Origin of the sequence: Aeromonas sp. 19NY04SH05-1 (genome assembly GCF_040581895.1) — a bacterium.
Lineage (GTDB): Bacteria > Pseudomonadota > Gammaproteobacteria > Enterobacterales > Aeromonadaceae > Aeromonas > Aeromonas enteropelogenes.
In genome coordinates this window covers 572,592-592,864 of sequence record NZ_CP095328.1, presented here as the reverse complement: position 1 = coordinate 592,864, position 20,273 = coordinate 572,592, and the positions used below count along the sequence as shown (strand labels likewise).

Below are 20,273 nucleotides of genomic sequence, written 5' to 3'. Positions count from 1 at the left end.
CGATTAGCCTCCGTAGCGGCGGGTATAACGGGCCGCGAGGCCAAGGCCGTATTCGCTCACCAGGCTGATGGCCAGGTAGATGAGTGCGGCGGCAGCATACCAAGTGAAGGGTTGATAGGTGCTGGCCGACGCCATCTGGGCTTGGCGCATCATCTCGTTGACCCCGATGAGGGAGACCAGGGCCGTGTCTTTCAGCAGCACCAGCCACTGGTTGCCCAGCCCCGGCAGGGCGTGGCGCCAGGCCTGGGGCAGCACGATGCGAAAGAAGATGTGGCCCTTGCCAAGGCCCAGCGCCAGCGCCGCCAGCCGCTGCCCTGCGGGCACCGCATTGAGTGCCGCCCGCAGGGTCTGGGTCGCGTAGCTGGCGAACAGCAGAGAGAGCGCCAGCACGCCACAGGCGAACGGGCTGAACTCCACATACTCACCTGTGATGAGAAACAGCACCTGGGTCGAGCCGAAGTAGATGAAGAGCACCACCAGCAGCTCGGGCAGACCGCGTATCAGGGTGGTGAGCGTGGCCACCGGCCACACCAGCCAACGGCGCTTGCTGAGCTCGGCGGCGCTAAACGCCAGCGCCAGCACCATACCCCCGACCAGTGATGCCAAGGCCAGCCCGAGGGTCATCCAGGCTGCGTCCAACAACAGGCTCAACATGGCTTACTGGGCGAAGTACTTGTCGAAGATCTTCTGATAGGTGCCGTTGGCCTTGATGTCGGCCAGCCCCTTGTTCAGCTTGGTCAGCAGCTCCTGGTTGCCCTTGGCCACCGCGATGCCAAAGCCGGTACCGAAGTACTTGTCATCGGTCACAGGCTCTCCGACCACGGCGTAGTCCTTGTGCTGCTTGAGCCAGTCGGCAGCGACTGCGGTATCGGCAAAGACCCCGTCGGTGCGGCCATTCATCATGTCGAGGAAGGCACTCTGATAGCTGGCGTAAGGGACTGTGAGCAACCCCTTGCCGACCCAGTTGTCCACCAGATAAGACTGGTGGGAGGTGCCGTTCTGCACGCCGATCGTCTTGTCCACCATCTCTTCCGGCTGCTTGAAGGCATCCTTCTTGGCCACGAATACCGCCGAGTTCTCGTAATAGATGTCGGAGAAGTCGACCTGGGCGGCCCGCTCCGGGGTCACGTCCATGGCGGCGATGGCGGCATCATAGCGGCGGAACTTGAGGCTGGGGATCAGGCTGTCGAAGGCCTGGTTGTGGAAGCTGCACTCGAGCTTGGCCTGGGCACAGATGGCGCGGGCCAGATCGATGTCAAACCCCTGGAACTCGTTCTTCTCATCCAGATATTCGAACGGCGCATAGGTCGCCTCGGTGGCGAACTTGATCTCTTTCGCCAGCACCTGGGTGCTCAGCAGCCCCATGGCGGCAACCAGCAACAGACTCTTTTTCATGACAGCTTCCTTATCGACTCAATATCAATGCATCAAGAATTCGGCAAACCGGCTGGTCTGCGGAGATTGGAAAATGGCGGCACTACCTGATTCTATGATCCGCCCCTTCTCCAGATAGATCACCTGGCTGGCCACCTTGCGGGCGAATTCCACCTCGTGGGTCACCACCACCTGGGTGATGCCGGTCTGGCTCAGGTTGCGAATGATCTCGGCCACCTCCTTGGTGATCTCGGGATCGAGCGCCGCCGTCGGTTCGTCAAACAGCAGGACCTCCGGATCCATCATCAGGGTGCGGGCAATGGCCACCCGCTGCTGCTGACCACCGGAGAGACGGGCCGGCCAGGCATCGCGCTTGTCGGCCAGTTGCAGCTGGGCCAGCAGATAGGCCCCCTTCTCGATGGCCGCCACCTTGCTCATGCCGAGCACCTTGATCGGCGCCTCAATGAGATTCTCCATGACCGTGAGGTGGGGCCACAGATTGTACTGCTGGAACACCATGCCCACCTTGCGCCGCAACAGTTGTGACTGGCGATTGAAATCGGCGGCAGACAGAGCGCTCGGGAAAGAAAATTCACTCTCGCCAATGCGCAGCACACCGGCATCCGGCGTATCCAGCAGATTCATCATTCGCAACAGGGAGCTCTTGCCCGCGCCGCTCGGCCCCAGTAATACCAGGGTCTCGCCGGGTGCGGTCCGGAAACTGACCTGTTGCAACACCGGCACCTTGTGCCAGGATTTTTCGATACCGACTAATTCAATACCCATACAACCAAATTGAATAAGTTTGCAAAATTTCGTCCTGATTCTACCCCTTATCAAGGCTCGCGCAAGCCATTTTTGAATCAATATGCAGAACAAGCGCCGCTTCCTTGCAAAAATCGGCATATGAATGCAAAATGGCCGCGCTGTTCGTATCTGCCGCCTGCCCTCTCGCAGGCCGCTACACCTCCTCATTCGTGAGACCAAGATGAAACACAACGACAAGCAAGAAAAACTGGCCAAGGCCTTTAAAGCCTTGCTGAAAGAAGAGCGATTCGGCTCCCAGGCAGAAATCGTTACCGCCCTGCAAGAGCTGGGCTTCGAGAACATCAACCAGTCCAAGGTATCGCGCATGCTGAGCCGCTTCGGCGCCGTTCGCACCCGCAATGCCAAGATGGAGATGGTCTACTGCCTGCCGGTGGAACTGGGCGTGCCCACCACCTCCAGCCCGCTCAAGAACCTGGTGCTGGACGTCGACCACAACGGCGCCCTGGTGGTGATCCACACAAGTCCGGGTGCGGCCCAGCTGATCGCTCGTCTGCTCGACTCCCTCGGCAAGGCGGAAGGGATCCTCGGCACCATCGCCGGTGATGACACCATCTTCATCACCCCCACCAGCGATACCGACATCGAAGAGCTCTATCTCTCCGCCCTCGAGCTGTTCGAACAGACCCCTTAATCAGGCCTGACGACCCGACCTGAACGAAAAATCCCGGCCTTGGCCGGGATTTTTGTTATCTGCACTCTCTGCTGATTCGGGCTTGTTGCCAGTTCGGACTTAACGGCCCCGGGCCAGCAAAAAGTCGACCGATGGCGCGAAGAAGGCCGCCCCTGTCACCGCCCTGGTGAAGCGCAGCAGATGGTCGAAATGGCTGCCCTCCCCCTTGTACATGCTGGCCAGCATGGCGTTGAAGTGCAGCGGTGTGCGGCAGCAGGAGATGAAGTAGAGCCCCTGCTCGGTCATGGTGCCCCAGGGCATGCTCTGGCGCAGGATCTCCATGGACTCCCCCTTCGGAGTCTTGAGGTTGACCCGCTTGATGTGGGAGGTCAGCGGCTTGTCGGCCGACTCGTATTCGATGTTGTCGGCCTTGGTGCGACCGATGATGTCTTCCTGATCCTTCAGGGCCAGCTTCTCCCAGTCGCTCATGGCGTGTACCCAGCGCTGGACGTGGACGTAGGAGCCACCGGCAAATTCGCCACCGTCGATCAACGCCACTTCGGCGCGGTGGTCATCCTGCGGGTTCTCGGTGCCGTCGACGAAACCGGTCAGATCGCGACAATCCAGATTGCGGAAACCGCGCACCTCTTCGGCAAGCTCCACCAGCCCGGCCAGCAGCGCCATCACGCGCTGACCGGCGTGATGCAGCACATCGACCCGATCGGCACGCAGCTGGACGAAGAGATCGAATGGGGTATTGGGCGCCTCCTGACCATTGGCGGACTGGGCCATGAAGCCGCGGAACTGGGGAGGACGGGCAGCGGGATAGAGGTCATCCCAGGCATCGGCGCCGACGGCGACCAGACCGCTGAAACCGGCATCGGGAAAATCGGCGGCGACGGCCTCCCACAGGGCAGGCATCTTGGCCAGACGGGCAACCAGCTCGGCTGCATCACCGGTACGATTGAACATCAGATAGAGGGCATGCAGATTCGGCTCTGCACAGATCCCGGCTTGGGCTTTCATGTATCTCTCCCCTGTATGGGCAATGGGCATGGCGCGATTATAAACCGCTATCGGGTCAGTTCCTTGATTTCACAACGATATCAGGTCTGTCACGGCAATGGATCAAACAGCACCAGCGCATGGGGGGCAATGTTGACCCGCGCCCGCTCACCGGCGAGGGGTTCGCCTATGCTCGCCTCCAGCCGCTGCCCCTGGATGTCGAATATCACCCGGCAGTGGTGGCCGAGGAATTGCTGTTCCAGCACTTTCAGCTCGCCACCGACCGCAGCCTCCAGCGACAGTTGCTGGGGCCTGAGCATCAGCTGCACCCGCTCGCCCACCGCCCGACCGTGGGGCTCGGTGCCGCACACCACGCCAAGCGCAGTCTGCACGCAGTGGCTGTCCACCACTTCGGCGGCCAGATAGTTGACCCCACCGAGAAACTCCGCCACGAAGCGGTTCTGCGGGCGGCGGTAGAGCTGCTCCGGCTGGCCCACCTGCTCGATATGACCGGCCCGGAACAGCGCCAGTCGATCGGCGAAGGCGAACGCCTCCTCCTTGCTGTGACTGACGAAGATGGCGCCGATCCCCTGCTGCTTGAGCAGGGCGCGGATCTCGAGGATCAGCTTCATTCTCACCTGGGTGTCGATGTTGGAGAAGGGTTCATCCAGCAGCATCAGCCTGGGTTTGCACACCAGGGCGCGGGCGATGGCGACCCGCTGCTGCTGGCCACCGGAGAGCTGGTGCGGATAGCGATCCCCCAGCCCCTGCAGGTTGACCAGCGCCAGCGCCTCTTCCACCTGCTGCTGGCGAGCCGAACGATCGAGCCGGGTCAGCCCGAAGCCAACGTTGTCCGCTACCGTCAGATGGGGGAAGAGGGCGTAATCCTGGAAGATCATGCCGATGTTGCGCGCCTCGGGCGGCACACTCGCCCCCGGCCCGTCCAGCAGGGTGTCGCCCAGGCGGATCGCCCCCTCGGCCAGTGGCATCAGACCGGCGATGGCCTTGAGCAAGGTGGTCTTGCCACAACCGCTAGCCCCCAGCAGACAGACGATCTCGTTGTCGGCCACCGTCAGGGACAGCTGTTCCAGCACATTGCGACCGTTGTAACGGCAGCTGACATTCTCAACCTGCAGGCAAGACACGACTTACATCCTCATATGCTTTTGATTCAAACCGGCCGTGGCCGGTCGACCATCCGCGCCAGTGCGGGGTGGCGCTGTTTATAACATGTTTTCGGGGTCAGTGGCCCGGGCCATCCAGGCTGCGGTTGACCCAGATGAGCGGCAACAGGCCCACCAGCACGATGACGATGGCGCCGAGCGCCCCCCGTTCCAGCATCTCGTCCGACACGAACTGGTAGACATGGGTCGCCAGGGTATCGAAGTTGAACGGCCGCAGCAGCAGGGCGGCGGGCAGCTCCTTCATGGCTTCGATGAACACCAGCATGGCACCGGCAAACAGGCCGCGGCGCACCAGCGGCAGATGCACCCGCCGCAGCATGCCGCCATCTCCCTGTCCCAGGGAGCGGGCAGCCATGTCGAGGCTGGGGGAGATCTTGCCCATGCTGCTCTCCACCGAGCCGATGGCGATGGCCACGAAGCGCACCAGATAACCGAACACGATGGCGGTGAGGGTACCGGTCAGCAGCAGGCCCGGGCCCTGACGGCCGAGCCACTCGGCCAGATCGTTGATACCAAAATCGAGGGCCGTCAGCGGCACCAGCACCCCGATGGCGAGCACTGTACCCGGCATGGCGTAGCCCATGGCCGCGATGCGAAGGGGCAGCAGGCTTTTGACTCCACCGTCGAGGCGACGGAAGAAACCGAGCAGCAGGGCGATCCCCATGGCCAGCAGGGCGGTCAGCGCCGAGATGAGCAGGCTGTTGCCAGCGAAGCGGACAAACTCCGGCGTCCAGGAGAGTTCGAAGTAGCGCACCCCATAATCCAGCAGGATGACGAACGGCAGGCCGAAACCAGCTAGCACCAGCCCCCAGCACCAGATCGCAGCCAGCCAGCGGCGCGCCCCCTTGAGCGGGTAGCGCAGCGGCTGCTCGTGACCCATCGACTTCTGGAACACCTGCTGGCGCTGGCGAGAGCGACGCTCCATCGCGATCAGCAGCACTACCGCCAGCAGCATCAGGCAGGAGAGCTTGGCGGCGGTGGCCAAACTGCCATAGCCGAGCCAGGTGTCGTAGACCGCCGTGGTCAGGGTGTTGATGGCAAAGAAGTGGACGGTGGCAAAATCGGCCAGGGTCTCCATCGCCACCAGCGATACCGCCACCATGATGGCCGGGCGCGCCAGCGGCAGGCTGAGGCGGCGAAAACTCTGCCAGGGGGTACAACCCAGCAGACGGCTGGAGTGAATGAGGCTGACCGACTGCTCCAGAAAGGAGGCGCGGGTCAGCAGATAGACGTAGGGAAACAGCACCAGCGCCAGCACCCAGGCGGCGCCACCGAGGGAGCGGATGGCCGGAAACCAGTAATCGGCGGGGGATTGCCAGTCAAACAGGGTGCGCAGCCCCGCCTGCAGCGGACCCGAGTAGTCGAGCAGATCCGTGTAGACATAAGCCACTATGTAGGAGGGCATAGCCATGGGCAGCATCAAGGCCCACTGCAGGGCACGGCGCCCCGGCACCTGACACATGGCGACCAGCCAGGCGGTGGGCACGCCGAACAGCAGGCTGAGCAGCACCACCCCGATAACCAGCCCCAGGGTATTGCCAAGATAAGCGGGAAGCACCGTATCGGCGAGATGGCGAAACAGATCTCCGTCAGCCGAGAAGGCGGAGAAGACGAGGGCAAGCACCGGCAAAGCCAGCAGCAGGGCGGTGGCCCAGCTGCCGGTAATCCATCCAAAATTTTTCATGTGTCCACAGATGTTGATGGGGCCGTTGGCCCCATCTGATTACAAGTCGAATTTCACTTCATCCAGCAGTTGCAAGGCGTCCTTGCGGTGCTTGGCGTAATCGCTGACCGGAATGGGGTCAGACTTGAAACTGCCCCAGGACTTGACCATGGCGGAAGGCTCGACCCCGGCCTTGACCGGATACTCGGCATTCACGTCAGCATACATGTGCTGGGCGGTGTCGCTGGCCAGGAACTCCATCAGCTTCTGGGCAGCCTCTTTGTTCTTGGCATACTTGGTCATGGCCACGCCGCTCACGTTGACGTGGGCGCCGCGATCCCCCTGGTTAGGGAAGTTGATATAGACGGCATCGGCCCAGGACTTCTGCGCCGGATCCTTCAGCATGGCGCCCAGGTAGTAGCTGTTGCCCAGGGAGACATCACAGATGCCATCCTTGATCGCCTTGACCTGATCCCGGTCGTTGCCCTGCGGCTTGCGAGCCAGGTTGGCCTTGACCCCTTCCAGCCAGGTTTTTGCATCCGCCATGCCGTGATGAGCGATCATGGAGGAGACCAGGGCCACATTGTACTCATGCTTGCCGCTGCGAGTACAAATTTTCCCTTTGAATTCAGGTTTTGCCAGATCTTCGTAGCTGATGGTGTCCAGCTTGCCGAGGCGCTCCTTGCTGGAATAGATGGCGCGCACGCGAGTGGTGAGGGCGAACCAGCGGTTCTCCGGATCACGATAGATGGAGGGGATGTTCTCCTGCAGGATCTTGCTGTCTACCGGCTGCACCAGGCCCTTGTCCACCAGATCGGTCAGCCGGCTGATGTCGACGGTCAGCATCAGATCCGCCGGGGAGAGCTTGCCTTCCCGCTCCAGACGCTCGTTCAGACCCTCTTTGGCGAACACCACATTGACCTTGATGCCCGACTCTTTCTCGAATTGCTGGATGATGGGCTTGATCAGCTCATCCTGGCGGTTGGAGTAGACATTCACTTCCCCTGCTGCAAAAGCCGATTGAGCCGCCAACGCAGAAAAAGCCAGTGCCAACATCTTCATTTTCATCATCCATTCCTTGAGGTAGTTAGAGTGAGAACTATTGCCGTTTGCATTCTGCATATTACCCACCCTGGAATCAAGGCCGACCAGATGTGTGGAGTCACATATTTAAATCAGGATGAATAATGCGGGCGAAGCACTCTGCGGCGAACAAGCCTCCGTCCACAGGAGGCTTTCCAGCAACAAATCAGGAGAGAGAAAGAGGTAGCACACTCACGCCCCCAGTGCCGCAACCTGGTGGTCGCGGTTGGGATGCGGGGGTCGATGACCCCCTTGAGGCTCAATGGCCGTTGACCTCTATGGTCACATGCACCAGCTCTTCGTGGATGGCGAGCCGCTCGCGAATCTCTTCAGCCGACAGAGGCGCCGCCATCAGCAGGGACAGCACACAGGCATACTGCGCCTGCCCCACCCGCCACACGTGGAGATCGCGGATCTCGGTATCGGGCAGCTCTGCGATCACTTCGCGGATCTCCGCCACCACGGGGTCGTCCATCTCGGCGTCCAGCAGCACCCGCCCGGTCTGGCGCAGCAGCCCGACAGCCCAAACCCCCACCAGACCGGCCCCCACTATGCCCATCACGGGATCCAGCCAGTCGGCTCCCCACAACATGCCCCCCACCAGGGCCAGAATGGCCAGCACCGAGGTGGCGGCGTCCGCCAGCACGTGGATATAGGCGGCGCGCAGGTTCAAGTCCCCATGACCATGATGATCGTGATGATCATGGCCATGATGGGCGTGACCGTGGTGATCATGGCCGTGATGGTGATGGCCGTGGTCGTCCTTGAGCAGCCAGGCGCAGGCCAGGTTGACCAGCAGGCCCAGCAGGGCGATGGCGATCGCCTGCTGGTAGTGGATCTCGCTCGGGTGGAGCAGCCGCTCCCCCGACTCCACCAACATCAGCAGGGCCACCCCCACCAGCATCAGGGCGCTGGTGAAGCCCCCCAGCACCTCAATTTTCCAGGTGCCGAAGCAGAAGCGGTGATCCCGCGCGAAGTGACGCGCCGCCCGATAGGCCAACACCGACAGGCCCAGTGCCAGGGCATGGGAGCTCATGTGCCAGCCGTCGGCCAGCAGGGCCATGGAGTTGAACCACCAGCCGCCCCCGATTTCGGCCACCATCATGATGACGGTGAGCAGCACGGCCCAGCGGGTCTTGCGTTCGGCGAGCGGATTCCCCTCGTGAATGACGGGTTGATGGCAGTGGGACGAGGCGAGGGATGACATGGATTTCTCCTGATGCGGGACATGCCATATACTATACCCCAGTATAGTTTTATCGATCGAGAGGATCCTGATGTCACACACCATTCACGGCAAGAAGAAGCTGCTGACGCGGGTTCGCCGCATCAAGGGCCAGGCCAGCGCACTGGAGCATGCCCTGGAGCAGGAGAGCGACTGCGCCGCCATCCTGCAGCAGATCGCGGCCATTCGCGGCGCCGTCAACGGCCTGATGCTGGAGGTGCTGGAGGGCCATATGCGCGAGCATCTCGGCGCCGCAGAAGCCACTCCGGCCGAGCGCATGGAAGATCTCGACCAGGTGGTCAGCGTCCTGCGATCCTACCTGAAATAATCGGGGAGCCCCCGGCCCGCAAATGATCGCCTGAAGCCGCCATCCCCACGTGCGCCGGGCTTGAGCCCTCGCCCGCTTTACGCCATGATGACCGCCGATCATTGATCGCCATCATCTGGATTTTATTTCGCAAGGACCCCCCATGTTTGAACACGTCGACGCCTACGCTGGCGACCCCATCCTGACCCTGGTCGAGACCTTTCACAAAGACACCCGTGAGCAGAAGGTGAACCTGGGGATCGGTCTCTATTACGACGAGCAGGGTCGTATCCCGCTGCTGCCGTCGGTGCAGCAGGCCGAGGCCCAGCGCGCCGCCGCCCCGGCCCCGCGTCCCTACCAGCCGATGGAGGGTGCCGCCAACTACCGCACTGCGGTGCAGCACCTGCTGTTTGGCGCCGACCACGAGGCGGTCAAGGCGGGGCGGATCGCCACCATCCAGACCATTGGTGGCTCGGGCGCCCTCAAGATCGGCGCCGATCTGCTCAAGCGCTACTTCCCAACCTCCGAGGTGTGGGTGAGCAACCCCACCTGGGACAACCACAAGGCGATGTTCGAGGGGGCCGGCATCAAGGTGCACGACTACCCCTACTATGATGCGGCCACCGGCGGCGTCCGTTTCGACGCCATGATCGACTGTCTGAACCAGCTGCCGCCGCAAAGCATCGTGCTGCTGCACCCCTGCTGCCACAACCCGACCGGGGTGGATCTCTCCCGCGCCCAGTGGGATCGGGTCATCACGCTCGTAGTTGAACGCCAGCTGATCCCCTTTATGGATATCGCCTATCAGGGCTTCGGCGACGGCCTGGAGGAGGACGCCTACGCCATTCGTGCCATGGTCGCCGCCGGCGTCAGCTTCTTCGTCAGCAACTCGTTTTCCAAGAACCTCTCCTTCTACGGCGAGCGCTGCGGCGGCCTGTCTGTCATCTGCCAGAGCGCCGAAGAGGCAAGCCGGGTGCTGGGCCAGATGAAGGCCACCGTGCGCCGCAACTACTCCAGCCCCCCCACCCACGGCGGCCAGATCACCGCGGCCGTGATGAGCCAGCCCGAGCTGCACGCCATGTGGGTGGATGAGGTGACCGAGATGCGCACCCGCATCAAGGGGATGCGCCAGAAGCTCTACGAAGTGCTGAGCGCCAAGGTGCCAGGCCGCGACTTCAGCTATTTCATCAACCAGCGCGGCATGTTCAGCTACACCGGCTTCACGCCGGAGCAGGTCGACCACCTGCGCGAGGAGTTCGCCGTCTACCTGGTGCGCTCCGGTCGCATGTGCGTGGCCGGCCTCAACAGCCGCAACGTCGACTACGTGGCCGATGCCATGGCCGCCGTGCTCCAGGGCTAATCCCGTCAGCCCCGCTTTGGCGGGGCTTTTTCTTGTCCCCTGCCCGCTTTATGCAGCTTCAGAAGTCATCAGATACCTGATTGCCCTCTCCCGCCCAAACATGAGTACGCCATCCAGTCACCCCGAATTGACTTCCCAACCTTGGCGCTCGCCAGTACCGTAGGCAGCTTGTCGATTCTTTTCGCTTTCATCCTCTTTCAGGAGCCTTTATGGATCTGATTGCCCTGTCCCGATTGGGAGGACGCCATCTGGTCACCCTGCACCTGCTGCTCGACTGCCAGAGCGTCACCCGCTGCGCTGAGCGACTCTGCACCACCCCTTCCACCGTCAGCAAGACCCTCAACCAGTTGCGGGAACTGCTCGGTGACCAGCTGCTCTACCGCCAGGGCAACCAGTTGCTGCTCACCCCCTTCGCCGAACGGCTGGCGCCTACCCTGCACCGGCTGCTGAGCGAGCTGAGCGGCCTGACCCAGCAAAACGCCTTCGACCCTCTGCAGTGGCAGGGCACCCTGCGCCTGGGGATGCGGGAGAGCATGATGACCTGGCCGGTCGGCCCCATTCTGGGTCAGCTGATGCAGGAGGTGCCCGGGCTGGTTCCCGAGATCTGGAACAAGGATGAACAGGGGCTGGAGGCGCTGGTCGCGGGCAAGCTCGATTTCGTGATCCTGCCCCATGATCAGAGCCAGCCCCCGCCCCGCCAATCCGGGCTGGTATGGGAAACCCTGCGGGAAGAGAAGCTCGTCTGCCTGCTGCGCCGAAATCACCCGGCCCTGGCGCGACACTGGGATCTCGACGCCTACCTGAGCTGGCGCCATATCGCCATTCGCGACAGTGAACTGGCCAATCCCTTCTTCGAGCAGAGCCTGGCCCAGCAGCAGGTAAGGCGCCAAATTGGCGCAACCATGCCGGATTTTTCCAGCGCGGCAGCCCTGCTGCCCGGGACGGATCTGATCCTCACCGCCGTCGGCGGCTGGGCCGCCCACATGGCAAAGCAGGCGGATCTGGCGCTGCGTCCCGCCCCGTTCGATTACGGCAAGGTGAGCCACAGCCTGGTGTGGTATGGCCCGACCGGAGAGAGTTCGGCACGCAACTGGTTCCGGCAACGGATCCTGGCGCTGGGGCGGGCTCTCTCGCCGCCCTGAGCGGGCGGCAAGTCATATTCAGGCTGGGCGAAACATGACCCCGGCTATCAGGGACGCTTGGTATAGATGGGACCGGGGAAGGGAGAGACGTTGTTGCCAAGCTCGGTGATGCGGGCAGCCCCCTGTTTTTGCACCTCATCGATACGCAGCACCTGGTGCATGGGGATCAGGGTGTGGCGCACATCGGCAAATTCGCTCTTGAGCTTCTCGTGGCTGGGGTCGACGATGAGAGCCGAGTGGGTGTCCCAGACAAAATCTGCAATGTCGATAAAGCCGAACAGCTGCCCCTGATTGACCTCGCGCACATACACCTCATAGCGCTCGCTGTGGCAAATGAACTGAACCCGATATAACGCCTTGCTTTCACTCATGATTATCTGTCATTGAGGGAGAATGGCCGATATTCTAGCCGCCGTCCGGCTCCCCGACCAATAGACAGAAATCACAGTTGCAGCCTTTATCCTGCCCGGCAGATCCGGATAACTACTCACTCATCAAGGCTGGCAACGAGACTGGCCCCAAACCGATCCCGGTTAGCCGATTGGCCAGCAAGACCAGTTCGCTGCGGGATGCCTGCGGCCAGTTTCGTGCCTCGCCGCGCACCCCGTGGTGACGAAAACCGTTGAGGCGGATGGGCACAGATCCCAATCGCCGCAAGAAGGCGACCAGGTCAGGCGCCAGCTCCCCCTGCTCATCGAGAAAATCGCTGCGCCCCGGCACATGGAGCAGGCGCAGTTCGGCCAGCTTGCCCTCCTCCGCCAGCAGTTGCAGCGAGGCCAGCACCCGCTCGCGGCCATAGCCGGTCAAGGAGAGATGTACCGACTCTCGCCACCCCTTCAGATCGATCATGGCGCCATCGAGCACGGGCAACAGTCGCCGCCAGCCGGTTTCCGCCGGAGATCCATTGCTGTCGAGCAGGCAGGTCAGGTGCGCCAGATCCTGCGCCTGCTTGATGGCGGTGAACAGGGCGATCACGAAGGGGAGCTGGGTCGTCGCCTCGCCGCCGGAGACGGTAATGCCGGTAAGCAATGGGCCGTAGCGGCGCAGCAGGGCCAGCACCTCGGCCACCGTCATGATGCAGGTCTTGGGGCTGGCCCTGCGGGGGCAGATATCCAGACAGGCATCGCAATCGGTACAAAGCGCCTCCTGCCAGCTCACCCCGCCTTCATCCAGGGTCAGGGCCCCGCTTGGGCAACCTGACACGCAGTCACCGCAGTGATCGCACAAGCCTATGGTGTGGGGGTTGTGGCAACTTGGGCAGTTGAAATTGCACCCCTGCAGAAACAGCACCAGACGGTTGCCCGGCCCGTCGACGCAGGAGAAGGGCAACACCCGGCTGACCCGGGCGCTGCACTGCCTGGCGCTATCTTTCATGTCGCCGCCATTCACAGTTCGCTGACGAGCGCCTCATGGGCGATGACCCGCGCCGCCCGCTGGCGAATGGCGGTCACCTTGCTCGCCTCGGCACCGAGACAGGTGGTCTGCAGCCGCGAACCCTCTTCGGCAAAACGGGCCACATCGCTTTTGCGGATCATGTAGCCGGTCACCCGCACCAGATCGCTGTCCGCCACGTTGGCGGTGAACTCCCGCATACCTATAGCGAGTGCTCCCTTGCACAGTTGCAGCAACGCCTGCGGATTCTGGCGAATGGTGGGATCCAGGGTGAGGATCTCGCTGATCCCCGAGTGGTAGAAGCCGTGATGGGGCGCCAGGGCCAGCACATGGCTGGCGGGATCCGGCTCCTGACCATAGGGAATGCGCACTCCCGGGGTCACGTCCACATCCACGCTGAGACCGCCCTGAGAGTGAAGCAGCGCATGGCCCCGCCAGGCGTGGGGCTGAGGCGTCTCCTGCACGTAACGGGCGAGCTGGGCAGAGATGCGATAGCCGAGCTGGTTCGCCTCCTCCTCACGGCCGTAGCGATCCGGCAGATTCTCCTTGTCCATCAGGATATTGACCGCCTCCGCCATGCCATAGATGCCAAACATGGGGACGAAGCGCGCCTCTTCCAGCAGTCCTTCCTTGATCAGGAAGCTCTCGAAGAAGCCGGACTCACTGTGCAGAAACGCGGCGCGCGCCGTGATCAACTGGGAGGCGAGGCGACAGTAGTGGGGCAGCAGGCAACCGAGAAAATCGTCTATCCCCTGCGCCTGTTCGGCCACCCGCTTGAGGGAAATGCGCACCAGGGTGTTGGCGCCACCGGCCAGCGGCAGGGCGTTGTAGCAACTGACGATGCCAAAGCCGCGCTCGTCGAAGGTCGCGCTGTGGATCGGGTAGTTGGCGATGTGGGGCTTGCTGCAACTGGCGATATTCTTCACCCCCTGCAACAGCAGCGCCTCCGGCGTCACGGCAGGATCGTGGAACAGGGTCAGATTCGGCGCCACCTGCTTGAGCTCGCCGTCGATGCGCAGGATCAGGCGGCACAGACGGTTGTCATCAGGGCCAATGTTGACGTGCATGAAGGCATCCGGCAGCACCCGATCCAGATAGATCCAGAATGCTTTCAGCTTGCGATAGAGCGCATCGTCATCCAGCCCGCCGACGAAAGGCAGCAGCAGATGATCGAGCCGCCCCAGCCAGACCGGCATGCCGGTGACGGAGGGAACATGGTGATAAAGGATGCGCAGGGCATCGAGCGCCTCGTCAAAGTCCTGTGGCGGGGCCAGCTCCAGCCAGGCGGAACCCTGACGGAGGAAACGTTCATAATCGGGCAACACATAGCGAGGTTTGTAGGGAGCATGCCCTTCGAACATGTCGCAGATAAACCCCTGCGCCATCGCCTCGCTTACCGCCTCGGGCAGGTCGGGATAGGGCAGGGCATTTTCGGCGGCCAGCGCCAGGGCGTGGCTCTTCTGGGCCGGTGACAGCAGGGGATCGCGAACGATACGCTGGCAGGCTTGGGTGAAAGACATGGGGCGCTCCTATACAGATGACACCATATCCTTACCCTTTGAAGGCCTTTTTTTGAAGTGACATTGGCAACATGGCGGATGTCAATAAATGACATCCGCCATGCGGGATCACGCCCCGTTCGCCATCAGGACAACAGCACTGCCACGCCCCCCAACCAGCGCAGCAGGAAGAAGCCCCCCATGCCGACCACGACCACCACCAGGGTCGGCAGCCGCAGCAGGGTCAGAACCGTCACCAGCAGGGTGGCGGCCAGATAGTCGGGATCCCAGGAGATCCCCTGCCCCGGCTCGTAACTGAAGACGATGGGCAGCCAGATGGCGGTCAGCACCGACTGGGCCGAGAAGCTGAGGAAGGCCCCCATCTCGGCACCGGGCTGATAGCGGGTCAGGCGCGAGAAGAAGGCGAAGCGGTTGCAGAAGGTGATCAGGGCCAGCAGGCCTATCATCAGCCAGGTCATGCTTATCTCCTCATCCGGTGCAGCACGTATCCCACCACCATGCCGGAGAGAGCCGAGACGATGATGTAGACCTCCGCCAACAACGGCTTGGTGAGCAGCGCCATGGATCCGCTCACCAGGGTCGCCGCCACCATGGGCAGGTTCTTCATGGCGGGAATGGTCATGGCGATAAAGGTGGCCGCGATGGCGAAATCCAGTCCCATCTGATCCAGACCGTCGATGTACTGGCCGGCGGCGATGCCGAGCAGGGTCGCCAGATTCCAGAACAGATAGAAGACGAAGCCCGCGATCAGGGCATAGGCGGGGTCGAAGCGCCCGTTGTGCTCCCTGTCCTTGAGCGCCACCGCAAACATCTCGTCGGTCAGAAAGAAGGCGAGACTCGCCCGCCAGCGCAGGGAGAGCGGCAGCACGTCACGGCGAAAGGTAAAGCCGTACAGCAGATGCTGGGAGGTGATGACAACCGTCGACCCCATGATGGGCAGCAGCGGCGTGCCCGCCCCGAACAAAGTGGTGGCCGAAAGCTGGGCCGCGCCGGCATAGACCAGCAGCGACATGCATTGAGCCTGCAGCGGGCTCAACCCCACCTGCAGCGCCAGGGCGCCGCACAATATCCCCCAGGGGATGACCGAGATGGAGAGGGGCAAAATATCGAGTGTCGCCTGCCACCAGCGCACTCGGGACAGGCGAGAAGCACCGCCAGACAGCGCTGCAGGATTGACGTCCATATCTGTTTTCCACAACCGAACAAAACCAGCAAGCTACCATAGCCGTGCAGAAACGCTAACTTCTGTCGCAAGTGATGACTCTGTCAGTGCCAGCACGTCGTGCTTGCCCGGCGCCCCCTGCCCATAACCGGTATGATTTCTGTCATGGAGGATGCAAAAAATATTTTCCACGCCCTTCAAGACGCGCCGCAGAAATAGATACTGATAACTCAGCTAACAACCATAAATGAGCAAAGCTTTATTCTGAAAAATATAAATAACACCATTTATTAAACTTTCTAATTAATCATCAGGCTCTATATTCAAATAATGACTAGGGAAGGTGCGAACAAGTCTGTGATATGAGATCATAATGTTCATCCGGAGCCGCATTTCCGAGGGCCATCATGAGTCATCAACTCACCTTCGCCGACAGTGAATTCAGCAGTAAGCGCCGTCAGACCAGAAAAGAGATTTTCTTGTCCCGCATGGAGCAGATTCTGCCATGGCAAAACATGGTGGAAGTCATCGAGCCGTTTTACCCCAAGGCTGGTAATGGCCGGCGACCTTATCCGCTGGAAACCATGCTACGCATTCACTGCATGCAGCATTGGTACAACCTGAGCGATGGCGCGATGGAAGATGCTCTGTACGAAATCGCCTCCATGCGTCTGTTTGCCCGGTTATCCCTGGATAGCGCCTTGCCGGACCGCACCACCATCATGAATTTCCGCCACCTGCTGGAGCAGCATCAACTGGCCCGCCAATTGTTCAAGACCATCAATCGCTGGCTGGCCGAAGCAGGCGTCATGATGACTCAAGGCACCTTGGTCGATGCCACCATCATTGAGGCACCCAGCTCGACCAAGAACAAAGAGCAGCAACGCGATCCGGAGATGCATCAGACCAAGAAAGGCAATCAGTGGCACTTTGGCATGAAGGCCCACATTGGTGTCGATGCCAAGAGTGGCCTGACCCACAGCCTAGTCACCACCGCGGCCAACGAGCATGACCTCAATCAGCTGGGTAATCTGCTGCATGGAGAGGAGCAATTTGTCTCAGCCGATGCCGGCTACCAAGGGGCGCCACAGCGCGAGGAGCTGGCCGAGGTGGATGTGGACTGGCTGATCGCCGAGCGCCCCGGCAAGGTAAGAACCTTGAAACAGCATCCACGCAAGAACAAAACGGCCATCAACATCGAATACATGAAAGCCCGCATCCGGGCCAAAGTGGAGCACCCGTTTCGCATCATCAAGCGGCAGTTCGGCTTCGTGAAAGCCAGATACAAGGGGCTACAGAAAAACGATAACCAACTGGCGATGTTATTCACCCTGGCCAACCTGTTTCGGGTGGACCAGATGATACGTCAGTGGGAGAGATCTCACTAAAAACCGGAAATAACGCCAGGAATGGCGAAAAAACGGCCTAAATAGGCTAATTCGAGGTGTTTACGGGAGAACAATCGGCCCGGATCCGCGAAATTTTAATCAGCGAGCCAGCTTGGGAAGAAATGACCTGCTTATTCGCACTTTCCCTAGCGAATATAAAAGAGGGATATTTGATATTCATCAGAATGTGAGTCCCCTCAAAACCACCATCTAATAGGTTGATACACAATGGCATTTAGCCATCTTAATTTTATAAATGGTTATCTGGTTAAGCTTGGGGACAGCTAGGGAATTTAAAAATGCCCCGCTGAAATTAACGCCATGAGATGAATTCAACGTCACTTCCACCGTGAGAGCCAGCTATGCAATACGATACCAACCCGGAACTGGAACGCCGCTTGTTTAACAAGTTGCTGGATGTACTTATCAAGGCGGGACTGATCCTGGCCCTGGTTATCATCTGCTACGGGATATTCTCTCCCTTCCTGACCCTGATGCTGTGGGCTCTGATCCTGGCCGTGACCCTCTATCCCGCTCACCAGCGTCTGGCGGCACGACTGGGCAACCATCAGGGCCGGGCGGCGACCCTGCTGGTGCTGGGAGGCATAGCCCTGATCGTGGTGCCCACGGCGATATTGACCAGCTCGCTGGCCGACACCATCACAGGCCTCATCCACGACATGAGGAACAACACCCTGCAACTTCCCCTGCCCAAGGAGTCGGTGGCGGGCTGGCCTGTCATAGGTGACAAGCTCTATGCCGCCTGGCACATGGCGGCGACCGATCTGCCCGCCTTTATCCAGAGCATGCAGCCCAAGATTGGCAACATCGCCAAGACGGCGCTCGGCATGGTGGCCAGCATGGGGACCGGCATACTGCAGTTCATCCTCTCCTTCGCCATCGCCGGCATCATCATGGCTTACGGCATGCCGGGCCATCAGAGCGCCAAGGCCATCTCCACCCGCGTCATGGGCGATGCCCGGGGTGACGAATTCGCCACCCTCTGCACCGCGACCATCCGCGCCGTGGCCATGGGGGTGATCGGGGTCGCCTTTATCCAGGCCATCCTGCTGGGTCTCTCGGTCGCCATCGCCGGCATCCCGGCACCCGGCCTCATCGCCCTGGTTGCCCTGATCCTCGGTATCGCCCAGATCCCGGCCGCAGTGATCTTCATCCCCGCCGTCATCTACATCTGGAGCAGCGGCGACTACGCCACCGTGCCGGCCATCATCTACACCGTGATGCTGGTTGCCTCCGGCCTGGCTGACAACGTGCTCAAGCCCATCCTGCTGGGACGCGGTGTCGACGCCCCCATGCCGATCATTTTGCTGGGCGCCCTGGGCGGCATGGTATCGAGCGGCATCCTCGGCATGTTTGTCGGTGCCACCCTGCTCGCCATCGGCTATCAGGTCTTCATGTCCTGGGTGGCCGGACACCATCTCGCCCCCCAGGGCGGCGACAACCAAGCCGCAGAGCCGCAAGATGCCCCCTAAGCCAAGTCGTCACCTTCATCACAGGGCGCCCCTCGGGGTCGCCCTGTTCGGCAGCCTGCTGCTGAGCGCCTGTACCACCCTGGGGCCGGACTATGTCAAACCCGGGGGCGGCGCCGCCGACACTTGGCAGGGGGGCTCCCTCGGCCAGGTCAAGGGAGGCTCGTTTGCCGACACCAACGACCAGTGGTGGACCCAGTTCCAGGATCCCGTGCTCGACGCCCTGGTACAGGAAGCGCTCAGCAAGAACCACAACGTGCGCGCCACCGGCCTGCGCATCCTGGAGGCCAGGGCCCAGCTCGGCATCGCAGATGCCAGCCGCTATCCCCAGTTGCAGCAGGTCAGCGGCAGCGCCATGCCGGTCGGCCAGGTGCGGGATGGCCCCAACACCGATTTCGTGAGCTACAACCTTGGGGCCAACCTCGGCTGGGAGATCGATTTCTGGGGCAAATTCCAGCGCAGCATTGAAGCGGCCGATGCCAGCTACTTTGCGACCCTGGCCCAGTACGACGACATCCAGGTCCTGATGACCGCCCAGGTCGCCACTCTCTACGTCAACATCCGCACCCTGGAGGCGCGGCTGCAGATCTCCCGGGAGAACGCCCGCCTGCAACAGCGCAGTCTGGAGATCACCCAGAAGCAGTTTCGCAGCGGTAACAGCGACGAGCTGGACGTGCAGCAGGCCAAGACCCAGTACCTGAGCACCCTCTCCGGGATCCCGGCGCTGGAGGCCAGCCTGCGGCAGAGCCAGAATGCCCTGAGCACCCTGCTGGCTCGCGCCCCCGGCCCCTTGCCCGAGATGAGCGACAACACAGGCAAAATCCCGCACGCCAGCCTGCAGCTGGCCAGTGAGCTGCCGGCAGATCTGATCCGCCGTCGCCCCGATGTGCGCAGTGCCGAGCGGCTGATGGCGGCCCAGTCGGCCCTGATCGGCGTCAGCGAGGCCGAGCTCTACCCCTCCCTGACCTTGCTGGGATCCCTCGGCCTCTCGGCCACCTCACTCTCCGGCAGTAGCACCACCCTGGATTGGGGAATAGGGCCAAGCTTCAAATGGAATGTGTTTGACCATGGCCTGCTCAGCAATGCCGTGCTGGTGCAGGATGCGCGCTTCCAGCAGCTCAAGGAGAGCTACCAGAACACCCTGCTGACTGCGGCCCGCGAGATCGACGACGCCGCCATCGGCCTTGCCAAAAACGAAGAGCAGATAGTGCTGCTGGAGCAGACGGAGCAGGCCGCCCGCCGCTCCCTCGAGATAGCCAATATCCGCTATCGTGAGGGCATGGCCGACTTCCAGCGGGTGCTCGATTCCCAGCGCGCCCTGTTCAGTCAGCAGGAGCGACTGGTCAGCAGCCGCGGCAACGTGATGCTCAGCCTGATCTCCCTCTACAAGGCGATGGGAGGCGGTTGGCAACAAGGACGCACTCGTCCCCTGCTCGACGAGCAGAGCCGCCAGGAGATGCAATCGCGCAGCGACTGGGGCCCCATGCTGACCGATCCCCTGCCCGCCGCCCGTGCCCCCTAATGTGATGACGAGAAGACC

General features: G+C 61.7%; 20 protein-coding genes. 7 read left to right on the top strand and 13 right to left on the bottom strand.

From position 1 onward, the window contains the following. Positions 1 to 3: 3 nt before the first annotated feature. From artQ to MRK42_RS02770, 3 genes are read right to left on the bottom strand one after another with little or no spacing between them, the layout of a single operon-like run. Complete coding sequence (gene artQ / locus MRK42_RS02780) at positions 4 to 654, bottom strand: arginine ABC transporter permease ArtQ (protein WP_026456672.1); 651 nt, start codon at positions 652 to 654, stop codon at positions 4 to 6. A 3-nt stretch (positions 655 to 657) separates the two neighbouring features. After that, positions 658 to 1,395 (bottom strand): transporter substrate-binding domain-containing protein, encoded by a 738-nt coding sequence (locus tag MRK42_RS02775; RefSeq protein WP_338611746.1) that lies wholly within the window; start codon positions 1,393 to 1,395, stop codon positions 658 to 660. Positions 1,396 to 1,419: 24 nt separating this feature from the next. Then, positions 1,420 to 2,160: an ATP-binding cassette domain-containing protein gene (locus MRK42_RS02770; protein WP_338611745.1), complete on the bottom strand. Its 741-nt coding sequence runs from the start codon at positions 2,158 to 2,160 to the stop codon at positions 1,420 to 1,422. Between the two features lie 202 nt (positions 2,161 to 2,362). Here MRK42_RS02770 and argR point away from each other — a divergent pair, with 202 nt between their 5' ends. Beyond that, positions 2,363 to 2,833: a transcriptional regulator ArgR gene (gene argR, locus MRK42_RS02765; protein ID WP_005340378.1), complete on the top strand. Its 471-nt coding sequence runs from the start codon at positions 2,363 to 2,365 to the stop codon at positions 2,831 to 2,833. A 99-nt stretch (positions 2,834 to 2,932) separates the two neighbouring features. Here the strand turns inward: argR and MRK42_RS02760 are convergent, their stop codons facing one another. The 5 genes from MRK42_RS02760 to dmeF form a co-directional block, all read right to left on the bottom strand. Further along, positions 2,933 to 3,838 (bottom strand): Dyp-type peroxidase, encoded by a 906-nt coding sequence (locus MRK42_RS02760; RefSeq protein WP_338611744.1) that lies wholly within the window; start codon positions 3,836 to 3,838, stop codon positions 2,933 to 2,935. Between the two features lie 89 nt (positions 3,839 to 3,927). After that, positions 3,928 to 4,962 carry an ABC transporter ATP-binding protein gene (locus MRK42_RS02755; RefSeq protein ID WP_042070466.1) on the bottom strand — a complete coding sequence of 345 codons (1,035 nt, stop codon included), beginning with the start codon at positions 4,960 to 4,962 and terminating at the stop codon, positions 3,928 to 3,930. A gap of 97 nt (positions 4,963 to 5,059) precedes the next feature. Next, positions 5,060 to 6,685 carry an iron ABC transporter permease gene (locus MRK42_RS02750; RefSeq protein ID WP_338611743.1) on the bottom strand — a complete coding sequence of 542 codons (1,626 nt, stop codon included), beginning with the start codon at positions 6,683 to 6,685 and terminating at the stop codon, positions 5,060 to 5,062. A gap of 39 nt (positions 6,686 to 6,724) precedes the next feature. After that, complete coding sequence (locus MRK42_RS02745) at positions 6,725 to 7,732, bottom strand: Fe(3+) ABC transporter substrate-binding protein (RefSeq protein WP_338612418.1); 1,008 nt, start codon at positions 7,730 to 7,732, stop codon at positions 6,725 to 6,727. Between the two features lie 274 nt (positions 7,733 to 8,006). Then, a complete protein-coding gene (dmeF, locus tag MRK42_RS02740) occupies positions 8,007 to 8,954 on the bottom strand; it encodes a CDF family Co(II)/Ni(II) efflux transporter DmeF (RefSeq protein WP_338611742.1) in 948 nt (315 codons plus the stop codon). Positions 8,955 to 9,024: 70 nt separating this feature from the next. On the opposite strand from dmeF, the gene MRK42_RS02735 reads away from it, so the two are divergent. The 3 genes from MRK42_RS02735 to MRK42_RS02725 all read left to right on the top strand — a co-directional run bounded on the left by MRK42_RS02735 (position 9,025) and on the right by MRK42_RS02725 (position 11,781). After that, positions 9,025 to 9,300 carry a metal/formaldehyde-sensitive transcriptional repressor gene (locus tag MRK42_RS02735; protein WP_026456226.1) on the top strand — a complete coding sequence of 92 codons (276 nt, stop codon included), beginning with the start codon at positions 9,025 to 9,027 and terminating at the stop codon, positions 9,298 to 9,300. Positions 9,301 to 9,442: 142 nt separating this feature from the next. Continuing rightward, positions 9,443 to 10,639 carry an amino acid aminotransferase gene (locus tag MRK42_RS02730; protein ID WP_354688892.1) on the top strand — a complete coding sequence of 399 codons (1,197 nt, stop codon included), beginning with the start codon at positions 9,443 to 9,445 and terminating at the stop codon, positions 10,637 to 10,639. A gap of 209 nt (positions 10,640 to 10,848) precedes the next feature. After that, positions 10,849 to 11,781, top strand: coding sequence for a LysR family transcriptional regulator (locus MRK42_RS02725; protein ID WP_354688891.1), 933 nt, complete (start codon positions 10,849 to 10,851; stop codon positions 11,779 to 11,781). Between the two features lie 47 nt (positions 11,782 to 11,828). Here the strand turns inward: MRK42_RS02725 and MRK42_RS02720 are convergent, their stop codons facing one another. The 5 genes from MRK42_RS02720 to MRK42_RS02700 form a co-directional block, all read right to left on the bottom strand. Next, positions 11,829 to 12,152, bottom strand: coding sequence for a DUF1820 family protein (locus MRK42_RS02720; RefSeq protein WP_026456223.1), 324 nt, complete (start codon positions 12,150 to 12,152; stop codon positions 11,829 to 11,831). Positions 12,153 to 12,264: 112 nt separating this feature from the next. After that, positions 12,265 to 13,155 (bottom strand): YjjW family glycine radical enzyme activase, encoded by an 891-nt coding sequence (locus MRK42_RS02715; protein ID WP_354688890.1) that lies wholly within the window; start codon positions 13,153 to 13,155, stop codon positions 12,265 to 12,267. Positions 13,156 to 13,166: 11 nt separating this feature from the next. Continuing rightward, positions 13,167 to 14,693 carry a YjjI family glycine radical enzyme gene (locus MRK42_RS02710; protein ID WP_354688889.1) on the bottom strand — a complete coding sequence of 509 codons (1,527 nt, stop codon included), beginning with the start codon at positions 14,691 to 14,693 and terminating at the stop codon, positions 13,167 to 13,169. 125 nt (positions 14,694 to 14,818) lie between these two features. Continuing rightward, positions 14,819 to 15,151 (bottom strand): AzlD domain-containing protein, encoded by a 333-nt coding sequence (locus tag MRK42_RS02705; protein ID WP_042070476.1) that lies wholly within the window; start codon positions 15,149 to 15,151, stop codon positions 14,819 to 14,821. A 2-nt stretch (positions 15,152 to 15,153) separates the two neighbouring features. Next, positions 15,154 to 15,876, bottom strand: a complete 723-nt coding sequence (locus MRK42_RS02700; RefSeq protein WP_201941925.1) for an AzlC family ABC transporter permease — start codon at positions 15,874 to 15,876, stop codon at positions 15,154 to 15,156. 386 nt (positions 15,877 to 16,262) lie between these two features. On the opposite strand from MRK42_RS02700, the gene MRK42_RS02695 reads away from it, so the two are divergent. The 3 genes from MRK42_RS02695 to MRK42_RS02685 all read left to right on the top strand — a co-directional run bounded on the left by MRK42_RS02695 (position 16,263) and on the right by MRK42_RS02685 (position 20,255). Beyond that, positions 16,263 to 17,243 carry an IS5-like element IS5 family transposase gene (locus tag MRK42_RS02695; protein ID WP_279458731.1) on the top strand — a complete coding sequence of 327 codons (981 nt, stop codon included), beginning with the start codon at positions 16,263 to 16,265 and terminating at the stop codon, positions 17,241 to 17,243. Between the two features lie 362 nt (positions 17,244 to 17,605). Continuing rightward, the gene (locus MRK42_RS02690; RefSeq protein ID WP_354688888.1) at positions 17,606 to 18,736 is read left to right on the top strand and encodes an AI-2E family transporter; all 1,131 of its coding nucleotides are present in this window, start codon (positions 17,606 to 17,608) and stop codon (positions 18,734 to 18,736) included. Next, entirely contained in the window at positions 18,726 to 20,255 is a 1,530-nt protein-coding gene (locus MRK42_RS02685) for a TolC family protein (protein ID WP_354688887.1), read from the top strand. The genes MRK42_RS02690 and MRK42_RS02685 overlap by 11 nt, the downstream gene beginning before the upstream one ends. Positions 20,256 to 20,273: the final 18 nt, after the last annotated feature.